The 15,430-nt window shown below is 47.1% G+C and carries 13 protein-coding genes; 8 read left to right on the forward strand and 5 right to left on the reverse strand.

The genetic code is table 11. The features are described 5' to 3' along the window. Positions 1-3 precede the first annotated feature (3 nt). The 3 genes from minC (at position 4) to minE (ending at position 1,989) form a co-directional block, all read left to right on the forward strand. Positions 4-777, forward strand: coding sequence for a septum site-determining protein MinC (gene minC, locus HMPREF3179_RS03215; RefSeq protein WP_036558702.1), 774 nt, complete (start codon positions 4-6; stop codon positions 775-777). Positions 778-885: 108 nt separating this feature from the next. After that, positions 886-1,701, forward strand: coding sequence for a septum site-determining protein MinD (gene minD / locus HMPREF3179_RS03220; protein ID WP_018026774.1), 816 nt, complete (start codon positions 886-888; stop codon positions 1,699-1,701). Positions 1,702-1,704: 3 nt separating this feature from the next. Further along, positions 1,705-1,989, forward strand: coding sequence for a cell division topological specificity factor MinE (gene minE / locus HMPREF3179_RS03225; protein WP_018026773.1), 285 nt, complete (start codon positions 1,705-1,707; stop codon positions 1,987-1,989). Positions 1,990-2,056: 67 nt separating this feature from the next. Here minE and HMPREF3179_RS03230 read toward each other — a convergent pair whose 3' ends face one another. Then, a complete protein-coding gene (locus HMPREF3179_RS03230; RefSeq protein ID WP_018026772.1) occupies positions 2,057-2,266 on the reverse strand; it encodes a glycine zipper 2TM domain-containing protein in 210 nt (69 codons plus the stop codon). Positions 2,267-2,509: 243 nt separating this feature from the next. After that, positions 2,510-4,183, reverse strand: coding sequence for an energy-dependent translational throttle protein EttA (gene ettA, locus HMPREF3179_RS03235; protein ID WP_070469707.1), 1,674 nt, complete (start codon positions 4,181-4,183; stop codon positions 2,510-2,512). Between the two features lie 188 nt (positions 4,184-4,371). Here ettA and HMPREF3179_RS03240 point away from each other — a divergent pair, with 188 nt between their 5' ends. Then, positions 4,372-4,932 carry a hypothetical protein gene (locus HMPREF3179_RS03240; RefSeq protein ID WP_070469708.1) on the forward strand — a complete coding sequence of 187 codons (561 nt, stop codon included), beginning with the start codon at positions 4,372-4,374 and terminating at the stop codon, positions 4,930-4,932. A 51-nt stretch (positions 4,933-4,983) separates the two neighbouring features. Here HMPREF3179_RS03240 and HMPREF3179_RS03245 read toward each other — a convergent pair whose 3' ends face one another. Next, positions 4,984-5,907, reverse strand: coding sequence for a glycosyltransferase family 2 protein (locus tag HMPREF3179_RS03245; RefSeq protein ID WP_018026768.1), 924 nt, complete (start codon positions 5,905-5,907; stop codon positions 4,984-4,986). Positions 5,908-6,179: 272 nt separating this feature from the next. Continuing rightward, positions 6,180-6,320: a hypothetical protein gene (locus HMPREF3179_RS12205; RefSeq protein ID WP_018026767.1), complete on the reverse strand. Its 141-nt coding sequence runs from the start codon at positions 6,318-6,320 to the stop codon at positions 6,180-6,182. 290 nt (positions 6,321-6,610) lie between these two features. Between HMPREF3179_RS12205 and uvrA the strand changes: the two genes are divergently transcribed. Together uvrA and HMPREF3179_RS03255 are read left to right on the forward strand one after the other, a co-directional pair. After that, complete coding sequence (gene uvrA, locus HMPREF3179_RS03250) at positions 6,611-12,346, forward strand: excinuclease ABC subunit UvrA (RefSeq protein WP_070469709.1); 5,736 nt, start codon at positions 6,611-6,613, stop codon at positions 12,344-12,346. A gap of 18 nt (positions 12,347-12,364) precedes the next feature. Beyond that, on the forward strand, positions 12,365-13,063 hold the full coding sequence (locus HMPREF3179_RS03255) for an SIR2 family NAD-dependent protein deacylase (protein ID WP_036558706.1): 699 nt from the start codon (positions 12,365-12,367) through the stop codon (positions 13,061-13,063). On the opposite strand, the gene HMPREF3179_RS03260 is transcribed toward HMPREF3179_RS03255, so the two are convergent. Beyond that, on the reverse strand, positions 13,054-13,869 hold the full coding sequence (locus HMPREF3179_RS03260; RefSeq protein WP_141743430.1) for a tRNA threonylcarbamoyladenosine dehydratase: 816 nt from the start codon (positions 13,867-13,869) through the stop codon (positions 13,054-13,056). The two genes, HMPREF3179_RS03255 and HMPREF3179_RS03260, sit on opposite strands and share 10 nt — an antisense overlap. A gap of 111 nt (positions 13,870-13,980) precedes the next feature. Here HMPREF3179_RS03260 and HMPREF3179_RS03265 point away from each other — a divergent pair, with 111 nt between their 5' ends. Together HMPREF3179_RS03265 and pdxH are read left to right on the forward strand one after the other, a co-directional pair. After that, complete coding sequence (locus HMPREF3179_RS03265) at positions 13,981-14,643, forward strand: gamma-glutamylcyclotransferase (protein WP_083290683.1); 663 nt, start codon at positions 13,981-13,983, stop codon at positions 14,641-14,643. 145 nt (positions 14,644-14,788) lie between these two features. Then, entirely contained in the window at positions 14,789-15,421 is a 633-nt protein-coding gene (gene pdxH / locus HMPREF3179_RS03270) for a pyridoxamine 5'-phosphate oxidase (RefSeq protein ID WP_070469711.1), read from the forward strand. Positions 15,422-15,430 lie beyond the last annotated feature (9 nt).

Raw genomic sequence — 15,430 nt, forward strand, 5'->3', positions numbered from 1 at the left:
AGCGTGAGTAATCAAACAGCACCGGTTTTGCAATTAAAGGGTGGCTTTATTTATACCCTACGTTTAATTTTGCAAAGCAATGATATTGAGCAAATTAAAGCGGCCTTGGAGGATAGATTAGCTAAAACCGGCAGTTTATTTTTAAATGAGCCTTTAATTATTGATGTCAATGAGATTGAAGCGCCCTTAGCTTGGGCCGAACTGCTAGATTTTCTTAACAAGAAAAATCTTCCAGTGATTGGTGTCAGTGCCCAGGGCGAGCTGCTAGAGCAAGCCGAGGGGCGCGGTTTGTACATTATTGATGTTGATAATCTACCTAACCGTGAAGCGCCGGAGCCCAGTCCAACGACCGAAGCGGTGGTATTAGAATCCACAGCAACCACCACGTCTGTCCAGGACCTGCCTGCACGCGAGGAAGCACCGACTGAGGCTAGCAAACCGACCATGGTGTTAAAACGTCAATTACGTTCTGGCCAACGCGTTTATGCACGCAATGCGGACTTGATTGTGATTGGTGCGGTTAGTCCCGGCGCCGAGATTATTGCCGATGGTAATATCCACGTTTATGGACCACTACGCGGTCGTGCGATTGCTGGTGCACGCGGTAATACCGCCGCACGTATTTTCACCTCACACTTGGATGCCGAATTAGTCGCTATTGCCGGTATTTATCGACTGATTGATGAGGATTTCTCACCAGAGACTCATAAAAAAGCAGCCATTATCGAGCTGGAGCATGAGTCCCTCCTCTTTCATTCCGGTGAGGACTTCAATTAAAAACAAAAAAGCTATATGCAACAATGTTTTACAGGAGCATTGAAGCGTATACAGCCGCTTTAATTTTGGGTTAAGATAGTATCCAAATTTTTAACAATAGGAATCTCTATGGCACGTATTATTGTTGTAACTTCCGGCAAGGGTGGCGTCGGCAAAACCACCACTAGCGCTAGCTTTGCAGCTGGCCTGGCGATGCGCGGTCACAAAACAGCGGTTATCGACTTTGATGTGGGTTTACGTAACCTGGACTTGATTATGGGTTGTGAACGTCGCGTGGTTTATGACTTTATTAATGTGATTAGTGAGGAAGCAACCCTAAACCAAGCACTCATTAAGGATAAGCAACTTGATAATCTCTATATTCTGCCGGCCTCGCAAACACGCGATAAAGATGCGCTAACCGTTGAGGGGGTGGGCAAGGTACTAGACGATCTTAAAGCCATGGGTTTTGAGTATATTGTATGTGACTCCCCTGCTGGTATTGAGACAGGTGCTCTGATGGCTGCCTATTATGCGGATGATGCCTTAGTTGTGACTAACCCGGAGGTTTCATCGGTACGTGACTCAGATCGTATCTTGGGTATTTTATCTTCAAAATCCAAGCGTGCTGTTAACTCAGAAGAACCGATTAAAGAGTATTTAGTCGTTACGCGCTACAATCCTAAGCGCGTTGAAGAGGGTGATATGCTTTCAATTCAAGACATTGAGGATATCTTACGCATCGGCTTAATCGGTGTGATTCCTGAGTCTGACGATGTTATACAAGCATCCAATACGGGCTCACCAGTGATTCACCTGAAAGACAGCAAGGTTGCTCAAGCCTATGAGGATGTGGTTGATCGCTATTTAGGCGCTGATAAACCGATGCGCTTCACTACCCCCGAAAAGACGGGTTTACTCAAACGTATTTTCGGAGGGAAGTAGTTCATGTCTTTACTTAAATTACTATTAGGTGAAAGAAAAAAGTCCGACTCAGCCAAAATTGCTAAGGAGCGTATCAGCTTTGTTTTAGTACGCGATGCCAATGACGGTCCTGACTTCTTGCCTGAGCTACAAAAAGAGCTGATTGAGGTGATTTCCAAATACGTTAAAGTCAATCCTGACGATATTAAGGTATCGCTCGACAAGCAAGACAGCTTAGAGGTACTTGAAGTCAAGATTGAAATGAGCCAAGAAGAGATTAATGCCGCCAAAGAAGCAAAAAAGGCCTAAATTAATCTCACGCGCCCAATAAAAAACCGAAGAGAGTATCTTCGGTTTTTTTGCCTGAAAGTATTAATTACTTACCGACCTGGTTACCAATGACGCCGCCCACTGCTGCACCACCCACAGTACCTAAGGCACTACCACCCGTCATCAAGGCACCCGCACCACCACCGATAGCTGCACCGGCGATCGTACTCTTATCACGCGTAGACAGGTTTTGGCACGCAGTTAAACTACCCACTAGGGCCACCAACACAAAATACTTGCCGATTGTAGTTTTCATAATTCACCTCATTTTGCTTTAAAAACTCAGTCAATGGCAGGTTTAACTGAGGAACTTAAAACTGGTATGCGTTGTAAACTAATAAAATCCACCACGCACTCAGCACTACTAACATAACCTATATCAATCGCAAATGCTATTGGAATACTTATTTAAATGTATCCATTTGAAAAGCATTATAAATTAGATATTACCTTAACTAGTCTTTTTAAGTTCCTGTTACTAAATAATAAATTTAAAATTTTATTTTAAGAATTTATAGCGAATGCGTTTAGGCTGAGCAGCTTCCTCGCCGAGACGACGCTTCTTATCCTCTTCGTATTCCTGATAGTTACCCTCAAAGAAATAAACCTGCGAATCACCTTCAAAAGCAAGAATATGGGTTGCAATACGGTCTAAGAACCAGCGGTCATGACTAATCACCATCACCGTACCGGCAAACTCCAATAAGGCATCCTCAAGTGCACGTAATGTCTCTACATCTAAATCGTTAGACGGTTCATCAAGCAACAAGACATTACCACCACTAATTAAGGTTTTAGCTAAATGCAATCGACCGCGTTCACCGCCTGACAACTCACCAGTGATTTTGCTTTGATCGGAGCCTTTAAAGTTAAAACGACCCAAATAAGCACGCGCAGGCATTTCAAAACGGCCTACGGTGAGTACATCTTGACCATCGGCAATCACATCAAAAACCGTTTTTTTATCGTCTAAACTAGCCCGTGATTGATCCACATAGGCTAGATTTACCGTTTGCCCTAGCTTCACCTCACCGCTATCGGGCTGTTCTTGACCCGCAATCATACGAAATAAGGTCGATTTACCGGCGCCGTTCGGACCGATAATACCGACAATGGCACCAGCCGGCACCCGGAAGCTTAAATCATCAATTAAGACCCGATCACCAAAGGACTTCGTGACATTCACAAATTCGATCACTTCCTGACCTAAACGCTCAGCCACAGGGATAAAGATTTCCTGGGTTTCATTGCGGCGTTGATACTCATGCGATGAAAGCTCCTCAAAACGTGCTAGACGGGCCTTAGACTTGGCCTGACGCGCTTTAGGATTTTGTCGCACCCACTCCAATTCACGACTAATGGTGCGTTGACGAGCACTCTCTGCAGCCTCTTCCTGCTTTAAGCGATTTTCCTTTTGCTCTAACCAAGAAGAATAATTGCCCTTCCAAGGAATACCGTGGCCGCGGTCTAATTCTAGAATCCATTCGGCAGCATTATCTAAAAAGTAACGGTCGTGAGTCACAGCAACCACGGTACCGCGGAACTTTTGCAAGAAAATCTCTAACCACTCCACACTTTCGGCATCCAAATGGTTGGTCGGTTCATCAAGCAACAGCATATCCGGCTTAGATAAAAGTAAACGACACAAGGCGACACGACGCTTCTCACCCCCGGATAAATGCTCAACCTTGGCGTCCCACGGAGGTAAACGCAAAGCATCAGCAGCAATTTCCAACTGATGTTCAATATCATCACTACCACCAGTAGCAGCTGCAGCAATAATCGCCTCCAACTCTGCCTGCTCGGCAGCTAAGGCATCAAAATCAGCATCAGGTTCAGCATATTCGGCATACACCTCATCCAAGCGCTTACGCGCCGCAAAAACCTCACCCAAGCCCTCTTCCACCGCTTGCCGTACCGTATGCTCCGGATTAAGCTGCGGCTCTTGCGGTAAATAGCCAATGCTGATGCCGGGCATCGGAATGGCATCACCCTCGATCTCTTTATCCACCCCAGCCATAATTTTTAATAGGGTCGATTTACCCGAGCCATTAAGACCGAGCACACCGATTTTGGCACCGGGGAAAAAGGATAGGGAAATATCTCTAAGAATTTGACGCTTGGGTGGGACAATTTTGCCCACACGGTTCATTGTATAAACGAATTGAGCCATAAATAATCAGTAGTAAAATAAGATGTAAGAAACAGGCTAATTGTAATCAAAAGCGGGATAAACTGTTGTAACCACCGCCATTTATCAACTTATTGTTTAGAAAATAGCTATGACTGATGCCTAAGCACCATGACATAGATTAAGATCGATTGTTTTGATTCAGTGTATATAAATCAAGCAAATTTATCATGAAAAAAGTATTTACAGACGAAGAACTCGAAATTTTAGCCAAAACGGCCGATGCCTTAAGCGCCTGGACCGGTAAATGTGTGCTTTGTGAAAAAAACATCACCGATGAGGGCGTTGAAGTGGCCATTTTTGCACAGGTCCTCGACGCCAATGCTAGCCCACAACAAGCCGCCGATGCAGATGAGGTCGAAGAGCCTCATGCGGTCAAGGATGAAGACGAAGGTCAATTTCTACTGCTAGGCGGTGCCGATTCAACGATTATCGGTAGTGCTGGTGGCTTAGAGGATATCAGCAGCCAGATCTACGAGTGCCGTCTATTATTTAGCATTATGTTTAATGCTGATGAGGGACAATTTGCCGAGCGCTTTATTTTGGTTAATGATGAGTTCGAGCTGGTTACCACGGCCGATGAAATCGAGGAGCTAGTGCCTTTTAGCCTACGTGAAGTGGATGATATTGACGACTGGCTCGATACCGAGGATTGGGACAGCGATGATAATGATGAGGATTGGGTTGAGCAGCAGCGCCTACCCTCTTCTCATAAAGATAGTGAGCACTAAGCTATAGTAAAAGGCCTCCGAGTAGCTCAAAGGAAGCGGAGGCATTTGCTTTTAAGGTAGCGCTTTATCTCTTAAAAAAAGGGCCAAACCAAGCGGATAGCCTAAGGCCACCAATACGCAAGCGGCCGGGTTGCGCAATCGTGTTGCCTCCGGTCGTGCAATCCCCTTGGCCTTAAGGTGCAATCGAAAACGGGTATAGCGCACAGCCGCTTTAAAAAACTCGAGTGGATTTTTAAAAAACCAAGCAATGCTTTTTTCAACCGTATCATGGGCTAGCAGCAACAAACCCAAGGCATGCTGAGAAGCGTTGCTGGCGCCTTGTCGGCTGAGCGAATCGCCAGAGTCATAATACACTCGATAAACATCGTTAACAAAACGTGTTAAATAACCAGCACGCGCTATTTCACGCCAAACAATACTCTCAGGCACAAAGCCATCATACGCCTCAGGAAAGGGAAAGCAGCGCAAAATCTCAGTATTGAGACAGCCGAACTTCTCACCCCGAGGATGGTGCTTAAAGTACATATCGATAGAGCTCATATCGACCTCATCACGAAAGAACTTATCACCAACAATTGAACCATCCGGTCGCTGACAAAGCCCGGTCACGGCAATAAAGCCTGCACGCTTAATGGCCGGAATACGATGCCACGTCTCCCACATCGACGATAAGGCATTTGGCAAGAGCGTATCGTCCGAATCTAGGGCAACAATTAACTCGCCTTGTGCAATCGAGACCCCGTGATTAAATGCAGTTTTTTTATGTTGATTTGGTTGCCAGGCGTAGCGAATGGGAATAATACCTTCATTTGCCCAGGCTAAGACTAAGTCGGCGGTATTGTCGGTTGAACCATCATCGATCACTAGCCACTCAAAATCCCCAAAATCTTGGGCTTTGAGTGATTCATACACGCGTGGCAAGGTGTCAGCCCGATTATAGGTCGGCGTGAGCACGGTAAAACCGTATTGATTCATAATAAGATGATCTTAGAAAAAGCTAAACTAAAAGGTAGTGTAACCCTAATTCACATCGCAAGATAGCACGATTGTTTACAAAACATTTCATGCCTGCTAGCGATACGATGCTTTAGCATCAACGATCCTATGTGAGTAAAAACTAAAAAGCCACCGTGAAAGAACGGTGGCCATGCCTGCTTGAATACCGCTTAGGCTTGATTTCTAAGCTACTTAGAAACTAATGCCTAAAAGCTAAACTGATAAGCTAGGTATACCCAAGCTAAAAAGTACTACTTAAGCTTATTCGCTTGGCTGACTTTTTCTAACATCTTCCAAACGCCTTTTGGCGAAGTTGAATATAAACGCTTCAACTCTTTGCTGATGCAACGACGCTCTAACGTGTTACGGCGCGTACGTTTAATTTCTGCCATGACTGCCTCTGATTAAAAACTAATTAAAATATGAAACTGCTAAAAACTTTGGTAATCGATAATCTTAGCATATTTTCTGCTGATACGCTAGCTAAGCCTATGTTTTTATGCAGCTAACTTTAAAATGTCGTCTTTAGGCTATATTACGGGCGATAATAGAAGCCATCGTTTACACAGTAAAGTCGCTTGAAAAGCGGTAATTTGCCGCCATCTGTTTAAGTCGTATACCCACAGCATTCTATCTTCGCCATAGGCCATCAGCCCTACGGGCATAGTGAGTTAATTAGCATATGTCATCACACATTCGTATTTTCGGTGCTCAACAAAATAATCTTAAGAACCTTGATCTCAGTATAAAGACCGGCGAGATTACCGTGCTGACGGGGGTATCGGGTTCTGGCAAAAGTTCCTTAGCCTTTGATACGCTCTATGCCGAGGGGCAACGCAAATACGTAGAGACTTTCTCACCCTATGCGCGTCAGTTCTTAGACCGCATGGACAAGCCTCAGGTAAAGCGTATTGAGGGCATCTTGCCAGCCATTGCCATTGATCAGACCAATCCAGTACGCACCTCCCGCAGTTCGGTTGGGACCATGACAGAGCTTAATGATCATATTAAATTACTGTATGCGCATGCAGCGAAATTATTTTGTCGCCAATGTGCCGCCCCCGTGCAGCAAGACACCATTCAATCAATCCAGGCACAACTAGCTGAACTCAGCCAAGCACATGGCGATCCTAGACTGTATGTGACCTTCCCTATTGTAGTGCCAAGCAATTTCAGCGCAGAGGAGGTCAAGCGCTTTTTAGAGCAGCAAGGTTATACACGCATTCACAGCGAGGAGGAAGTGACTCGTGAAGTGAGCGATAAGAAAAGTAAAAAAACTAAGCTGCAAGTAATGAAAAAACAATATGTGATACAGGATCGATTCCGCTTTTCCAAAGCGGAAAGTGAGCGTGTGAGTGAGGCTTTGGAGCATGCCTTAACGCATGGCCAAGGCTTTTGCCGTGTGTTTGCAGAAACGGATAGTGGCGATCAACTCGTGTGGCCTTTTAGTCAGCATTTACATTGCGCCCACTGTGATATTTCCTACCATAAGCCGCTCGCAAGTACCTTCTCTTTTAACTCGCCTATCGGTGCCTGTGAGCATTGTCGCGGCTTTGGTCGCAGCATGGGCATTGATTACGGGCTCGTAATACCCGATGAAAGTCTGAGCTTGGCCGAGGGTGCGGTTCGACCTTGGCAGACACCGAGTTTTAAAGAGCAGCAAGATGATCTGATGAAATACGCCAAGCGCGTGGGCATTCGTACCGACGTCCCTTGGCGTGAGTTAAATGCCGCTGAAAAGCAATGGGTCATCGAAGGCGACCCCGAATGGAGCGGCAAGCGTAACGCATGGGATCATCAATGGTACGGCATACAGCGCTTTTTTGACTGGTTAGAGACGAAGTCCTATCGCATGCATGTGCGTATACTGTTATCCAAATTCAGAAGCTACACCCCCTGCCCGGTTTGTCACGGCTCGCGCCTAAAAGCAGAGGCCAATTTATGGCGTTTAGGCGACGGCCAACAAGATGATTATGCCGAAGGCCGTTATAAGCGTTTTATGCCAGTCGGCGCCAGCTGGTCTGACGAAACCCTAGCACAGCTACCTGGTCTAGCAATTCATGATCTCATGCAATTGCCCATCGGTCATTTAAGAGATTATTTTCATAGCTCGTATTTTGATAAAGAAGTCAATAAAGCGAGTGATTTGGTGCTGCAAGAAATACGGCATCGACTGCAATATCTGTGTGATGTTGGCCTGGATTATTTATCCTTAGATCGCCAAAGTCGGACCCTTTCCGGGGGTGAGGTGCAGCGTATTAATCTGACGACTGCGCTTGGCACCTCCTTGGTCAATACCCTCTTTGTCTTAGATGAGCCTTCGATCGGTCTACACCCCCACGATATGAGTCGAATTGTGGAAGTCATGCAGCGCCTGCGCGATGTTGGTAATACCTTAGTCGTGGTTGAGCATGATCCCCAAGTCATGGTGGCGGCCGATCGTATCCTGAAAATTGGTCCGGGGCCAGGTGAGCGCGGTGGTGAAATCGTATTTGACGGCACGCCGGCGCAATTACGTCAGGCCGACACCATTACCGGTAAGTATTTAGGTGATGTACTGCGAGTGGAATCGCCCTTAGCCATGAAGGTCAGTGCCAATACACCACGACTGCTGCTTGAGGGCGTTAAGGCCAATAATTTGGACAATATCGATGTATCCTTTCCTCTAGGGCGTTTAGTCTGTGTCACCGGCGTATCCGGTTCCGGCAAATCGACCCTGATTCAGGATGTACTCTACCCCGCCCTATTAAAGCATTTTGCTCAACCCACAGAAGCGCCGGGCGAATACCGTCATCTCTTAGGTGCGGAACAAATCGCCTCGGTGGTGATGGTCGATCAAAGCCCCATCGGTAAAACGGCCCGTTCCAACCCAGCCAGCTATGTTGGCGCCTTTGATGCCATTCGTAAGCTCTTTGCCAATGCCCCGCTGAGTCTTGAGCGGGGTTATAAAGCCGGTACCTTCAGCTTCAATAGTGGTGACGGTCGTTGCCCTACCTGTAAAGGCACCGGTTTTGAACATATTGAAATGCAATTCCTGTCGGATGTTTATTTACGCTGTCCGGATTGCCATGGCAAGCGCTTTAGAGATGAGATCTGTGAGGTGCGGGTTGAGCATTTAGGTCAATCCGCCTCCATTGATGAGGTCTTGGCAATGACGGTGCACCAAGCCTTAAACTTTTTTAAAGGCTTAAGAGATGTACAAAATGCCTTACAACCTTTAATTGATGTGGGTTTAGAGTATGTCAAACTGGGGCAACCGGTACCGACTTTATCAGGGGGTGAAGCGCAACGCCTAAAATTAGCCGGACACTTGGCGGAGGCAGCGCGCAGCCGTAGTCGCAGTCGCGCTAAGCAACTCGCGCTAAAAGGCTCGCTTTTCCTCTTTGATGAGCCCACCACTGGCTTGCACTTTGATGATGTGGCACGTTTAATGCATGCCTTTAGAAAGCTGTTGGCAGCTGGGCATTCATTAATTATTATCGAACATAATTTGGACTTAATACGCGCTGCTGACTGGGTCATTGACTTAGGTCCGGGCGCGGGCGAACAGGGTGGTCGCATCGTGGCCCAAGGCACACCGGAGACCCTCAAAACCATGCCTGAATCCTATACCGGTCAGGCCCTGGCGGCCTATGAGGCGGAAATTGTTCACAGCGCTGACACCACTAAGCACTCACTAACAACGCTAAGCAACAAGCCAAAGCATGAACTCACAGACGCCGCAGTGACTACCTCCAAACCTGGTATGCGCCGTGCTTATCAAGAAAATAGTCAAGTACACCAACGCGTAAAAAACCAGCATGCCATTGAGATTCTGAATGCCCGCGAGCACAATCTTAAAGGGATTGATGTGACTATCCCACGCGATAAATTTACCGTGATCACTGGGGTATCTGGCTCCGGTAAATCTACCTTGGCTTTTGATATTCTGTTCCAAGAGGGTCAACGCCGCTATCTGGAATCACTAAATGCCTATGCCCGCTCAATTGTACAGCCGGCAGGTCAACCTGAGGTCGATGCCATCTACGGCATTGCGCCCACGGTAGCCATTGAACAAAGAACCAGTCGCGGTGGTTATAAATCCACCGTCGGCACCATGACAGAAATTCATCATTTCTTAAGGCTTTTGTACGTCAAACTAGGTACACAATATTGCCCTTGTTGTCAGGTGCCGGTGGAACCTCAAAGCCCAGAACAAATCATGGCCCATATCATGAGCCATCATCGGGCTCAGCGTATCGGCATCATGGCGCCATTGATTATTGCACGCAAGGGTTATTACACGGATCTGGCTAAATGGGCGGACAATAAAGGCTACACTCATCTACGCGTGGATAATGAATTTATTCCTGTCAATCCTTGGCCACGGCTGGATCGCAATAAAGAACATACGATTGAACTCCCGGTATTGGATATTACTGTGGATCCGGCAAACGAAGTGGAACTACGTGAGGCCATCAATACGGCACTACACCATGGTCAAGGTCAATTAAGTATTTTATTTGAGCTTGACCCGGCGCAACCCTTAAAGCCAGAACATCTTAGTCAAAAGCATTTTTCCATTAAACGTGCCTGCCCGTCTTGCGCCCGCAGCTTCCCGGAACCGGATCCGCGACTTTTCTCCTATAATTCCAAACATGGTTGGTGCGAGACATGCTACGGTACTGGTTTAAAATTAAAAGGCTTTAATGAGGAGTTAAGCGGTGAAGAAACGGCTTGGCTCAATCGTGAAGCAGAAGCTGAGGATAGCGTTTGCCCAAGTTGTCATGGAGCACGTCTCAATGAGGTGGCGCGCAATATTCTTTGGCAAAAGCTACCCATTCATAAACTCAGTGAGCTTTCGGTAGAGGCGCTAGAGGAATTCTTTTTAGCGCTCAAATTAACTGCGCGCGAAGAGCAAATTTCCCGTGACGTGTTGCAGGAAATTCGCAGTCGTCTGCGATTCATGCGCAATGTGGGATTAAATTACCTCAGCCTTGATCGCGCTGCACCCACCTTATCCGGCGGTGAAGCACAGCGTATTCGCCTAGCAGCACAACTAGGATCGAATCTACAGGGGGTCTGCTATGTACTGGATGAACCAACTATCGGCCTGCACCCACGCGACAATCAGATTCTTTTAAATGCGCTCACTCATCTAGAAGGTAATGGCAATACCCTGGTGGTGGTCGAGCATGATGAGGATACCATTAAACGGGCGCAGCATATTATTGATATGGGCCCAGGTGCCGGTACCCGTGGCGGTCGTGTGATTGCTCAAGGTAGTTATGAGGACATTTTAAACGCAGCCCATTCACTCACAGGTGAATTCTTACGCCATCCGATGCAACACCCCATGCAGCCACGACGTGAGGTGCCAGAGGATCATCCCATGGTGCAAATCAAAAATGCCACCCTGCATAATTTACAGGGCGTTGATGCGGCAATACCTATCGGTCGTCTCAGTGTGATAACGGGGGTATCCGGTTCCGGTAAATCAACCCTAGCACGCAATGTGTTACTACAGAATCTACGTACAAAGCTTGCTCAAAAAGAGCCAACCACGAGCTACCATGGCTGCGATGAAATTATCGGCTGGGAAAAGCTAGAACGCATTCTTGAAGTGGATCAAACCCCCATTGGCAAAACACCTCGTTCTACCCCAGCAACCTATATTGGCATTTGGGATGATGTGCGACGCTTATTTGCCGAAACACGTCTAGCAAAATTACACGGTTGGAATGCCTCACGTTTTTCCTTCAATACCGGGGAGGGTCGCTGCCCAGCCTGTGAAGGACAAGGTATGCGCACCATTGAAATGAGCTTTTTGCCAGATGTTAAACTAACATGTGAGCTCTGCGGCGGTGAGCGCTTTAATCCTGAAACCTTGGCCGTTAAGGTACGAGATAAAAATATCGGGGATATTTTAAAGTTAGAAGTCGATGAGGTGATTGATTTCTTTACGGCACATCCTAAAATCCATCGCGGTTTAAAGCTACTGCAGGATGTGGGTTTAGGCTATTTGACCCTCGGTCAGCCCTCGCCTACCCTCTCTGGCGGTGAAGCGCAACGGCTTAAACTAGTGAGCGAATTACTAAAGGCCAGACTCGATGAGGGAATTCATAAGAGTGGTCGCGCCTCCTCGGCACCACATACGCTTTATGTGCTGGATGAACCCAGTGTCGGTTTATCCATGGCCGATGTTAAAAAATTAATCCAAGTCATTCATCGATTGGTGGATGCAGGCAATACAGTCGTCATCATTGAGCATAATTTAGATATTATGGCCGAAGCCGATTGGATTTTAGATTTAGGACCAGAGGGTGGTACCGAAGGTGGTCGCTTAGTGGCGGCCGGCACCCCAGAAACGCTGATTAAATTACATCAACGCTCACACACCGGTCAAGCACTTAAAGATTTCATGCAAAGAAATGATTAAATTTTAGGGGATGGATGAATGTCAAAAAAGAAATTAGTTGTTTTATCAGGTGCTGGGATTTCTGCTGAAAGTGGTTTAAAAACCTTTAGAGATTCCGACGGTCTCTGGGAAGAACATCGGGTTGAGGATGTGGCTACCATTGATGCCTTCAATCGCGATCCTGAGCTGGTGATGCGTTTTTATAATTTACGCCGTGCGCAGCTTAACACCGTAGAACCAAATGCAGCTCACAAAATCCTCGCCGACTTGGAGGATATTTTTGATGTGCAGGTGATCACGCAAAATGTTGATGACCTACATGAGCGTGCCGGCTCTAGCAAGGTACTGCATTTACACGGTGAGCTGCGTAAAGTGCGTCCAGTCGATTCAGAAGAATCAGGCATTATCCAATGGCTGGACGATTTACAGCTCGGTGATGTGGACGAGCGTGGCGTGCAATTACGCCCGCATATTGTATGGTTTGGGGAAATGGTACCCGCCATGCAAGAAGCGGCGGAAATTGCCTCGAGCGCCGATCTACTACTGGTCATCGGTACCTCCATGAAAGTCTATCCAGCCGCTGGTTTAATCGACTTTATCCCTCCGCATTGTGAACTCTATGTGATTGATAAAGGCTTAGAAAATCAGTTTTGCCACCCGGATAACTTCTACCAATGCGGCGCCTCTGAAGGCATGCGTCAATTAGCAGCACGGCTACGACAACAGCATCAAGTATAAAAATGCCTTAATAGCTGATTGGCCGCCGCTAAGCCCATGGCGGCCGTGACTGTCACGCATGAACCGTAGCCAGCACAAGCCAAGCCCTGAGGCGCCTGAGTAAGTGGTGCCCCCGCTGCGCTATCCACGGTAGTTTGCCATGGCATCAGGGCCGGTTCATCGATCCATAAGCATGGTACCCCCATAGCGGGTAGCTTTTTAAGTGCTCTCCCGTGGCTATCACTGCCCCTGGCAAAACCATGATGCTTACGCAATTGCTGACGAACTTTAGCTAATAAGGCATCATTGCGGGCTCGACTCAGATCAGAGAAGTTTAAGGCTAAACTATTTTGCTTGCCGCCGGCCCCACCACACATCATATGATAAATACCTAACTCCCTACACACCAAGGTCATGGTAATTTTTGCCTGTACCTGGTCGGCACAATCCAACACCGCATCCACCCTCGCCTCAGCAATCAGCTGATGGGCATTGGCCGGCTCAATAAACTCATCAATCAACAGCAATTGCAGCTCGGGATTAATCTCATCAAGCCGCTCAGCCATGGCTTCAATTTTATTTTTACCTAAGGTACTGCTAAGTGCATGAATTTGGCGATTAATATTAGACTCGGCCACCACATCCAAATCCACCAACACTAAACGACCCACAGCACTACGAGCTAAAGCCTCTGCAGCCCAAGAACCAACGCCCCCGAGACCGACCACCATCACCGATTTGGCGCCTATAATATCTAATGCTGACTCACCATATAAACGCTTTAAACCGCCAAAACGACGCGCTAGATCATAATCATGTAGGGACAAAATCGCTCTCCTAATCACCCTGTGAAACATCAGTCCATCACGCTGATAAACAAGGCTAATGTTATACTAAAATCTAAACTAAGCATTTTAACTTTTCTATTAAGTTTATTCGTGAATAGCAACTACATTGATTTAAGTTCGAGTATTTTAGCCAAGGCTGAACTACACATCAAAAACTTTCGCCTATGGAGCGAAGAGGAACGAGAAGCCTCTCTACATGAAACCCTTGCCCAACTAGATGAGCTCAAGGATATTTGGATCTTCGGTTATGCCTCTCTCGTATGGCGACCGGAGTTTGAGTATCTTGAAAGCCGTCGCGGCACCCTGCTTGGCTATCATCGCTCGCTCTGCTTATGGTCCAGTGTCAATCGTGGCACCCCGGAGCGCCCCGGTTTAGTTTTCGGTCTGGCTGAGTCGGGCGTGTGTGAAGGCACGGTATACAAACTATCGAATGATAATCTCATGGATAAAATGCGCCGCCTCTGGCAGCGTGAGATGCCTAACAGCTCCTATCTGCCCATGTGGTTAAATTGTGAAACGGCTAAAGGCACGGTAAAAGCACTCGCTTTTGTGATGGATCCTGACGATCACTCCTATGTCGGTAATCTCAGCGTTGATGAAACCATTGATGTGGTCTTAGGAGCGCATGGTCATTACGGCCCTTGTACCGAGTATGTCTTAGAAACTGCCACTGCACTCAAAAAGGCCGGTATCCAAGATGATGCACTCTATCACCTGAGTGAGCTGATTCGTGAGCGACTGCAACACAGCTAGCAGCTCAAGCTAGCCTCAGCTTTTTACCAATCACACCATGCTTCCATCGCTATTCTTGCCTATTTGCTGAAGATAAAAGCACTTAGGTGTAAAATGCCTTTTAGCTTTTATTTAGTTTACCGGCTTATTTTTTGGATAATACATCATGGGCTCAACAGCAGATATGCGCCACCGCTACGAAAAGTTCGAATTATTAGAACAGGATGCGGGATCCGACCCCTTTGCACTCTTTGACCGTTGGTTTCAGTTAGCTAGCCAAGACGGTTTGATTGAGGCGAACGCCATGACCTTAGCCACGGTAAATGCAGCGGGTGAACCGGAAGCACGGATGGTGCTCCTAAAAAGCTATAGTGAGGAGGGCTTTATCTTCTTTACTAATTATGATTCGGCCAAAGGTCAAGCCATTGCCCATAACCCACAGGTCAGCTTATTATTCTTCTGGATTAATCAGGAGCGACAGGTCCGTATTAATGGACAGGCGCATAAACTCTCTGTTGCCGATTCCACCGAGTATTTTAATAGCCGCCCTTATGGTTCTCGTATCGGTGCTTGGGCTTCCCAGCAAAGCCAAGTGGTTGAGCGCAAGACCTTGGAGCAACGCTTTGAGGAGTATGTCGCACGCTATCCGGACGCCGTACCTAAACCGCCGCATTGGGGTGGCTATTTAGTGGTACCCTCAAGCTTCGAATTCTGGCAAGGGCGCCCCTCACGCATGCACGATCGCCTATGCTATCGTAAAGCCAAGGACCAATGGCTTATGACGCGGCTAGCTCCCTAGCCTACTTAT

Origin of the sequence: Oligella sp. HMSC09E12 (genome assembly GCF_001808505.1) — a bacterium.
Lineage (GTDB): Bacteria > Pseudomonadota > Gammaproteobacteria > Burkholderiales > Burkholderiaceae_B > Oligella > Oligella urethralis.

Bases quoted from the DNA above. Each gene is read 5' to 3' on its own strand.
- HMPREF3179_RS03230 (WP_018026772.1), bottom strand. From the start codon at position 2,266: ATGAAAACTACAATCGGCAAGTATTTTGTGTTGGTGGCCCTAGTGGGT.
- ettA (WP_070469707.1), bottom strand. From the start codon at position 4,183: ATGGCTCAATTCGTTTATACAATGAACCGTGTGGGCAAAATTGTCCCA.
- HMPREF3179_RS03255 (WP_036558706.1), top strand. From the start codon at position 12,365: ATGTCAAAAAAGAAATTAGTTGTTTTATCAGGTGCTGGGATTTCTGCT.
- pdxH (WP_070469711.1), top strand. From the start codon at position 14,789: ATGGGCTCAACAGCAGATATGCGCCACCGCTACGAAAAGTTCGAATTA.
- HMPREF3179_RS03245 (WP_018026768.1), bottom strand. From the start codon at position 5,907: ATGAATCAATACGGTTTTACCGTGCTCACGCCGACCTATAATCGGGCT.
- minE (WP_018026773.1), top strand. From the start codon at position 1,705: ATGTCTTTACTTAAATTACTATTAGGTGAAAGAAAAAAGTCCGACTCA.
- minD (WP_018026774.1), top strand. From the start codon at position 886: ATGGCACGTATTATTGTTGTAACTTCCGGCAAGGGTGGCGTCGGCAAA.
- HMPREF3179_RS12205 (WP_018026767.1), bottom strand. From the start codon at position 6,320: ATGGCAGAAATTAAACGTACGCGCCGTAACACGTTAGAGCGTCGTTGC.
- HMPREF3179_RS03240 (WP_070469708.1), top strand. From the start codon at position 4,372: ATGAAAAAAGTATTTACAGACGAAGAACTCGAAATTTTAGCCAAAACG.
- uvrA (WP_070469709.1), top strand. From the start codon at position 6,611: ATGTCATCACACATTCGTATTTTCGGTGCTCAACAAAATAATCTTAAG.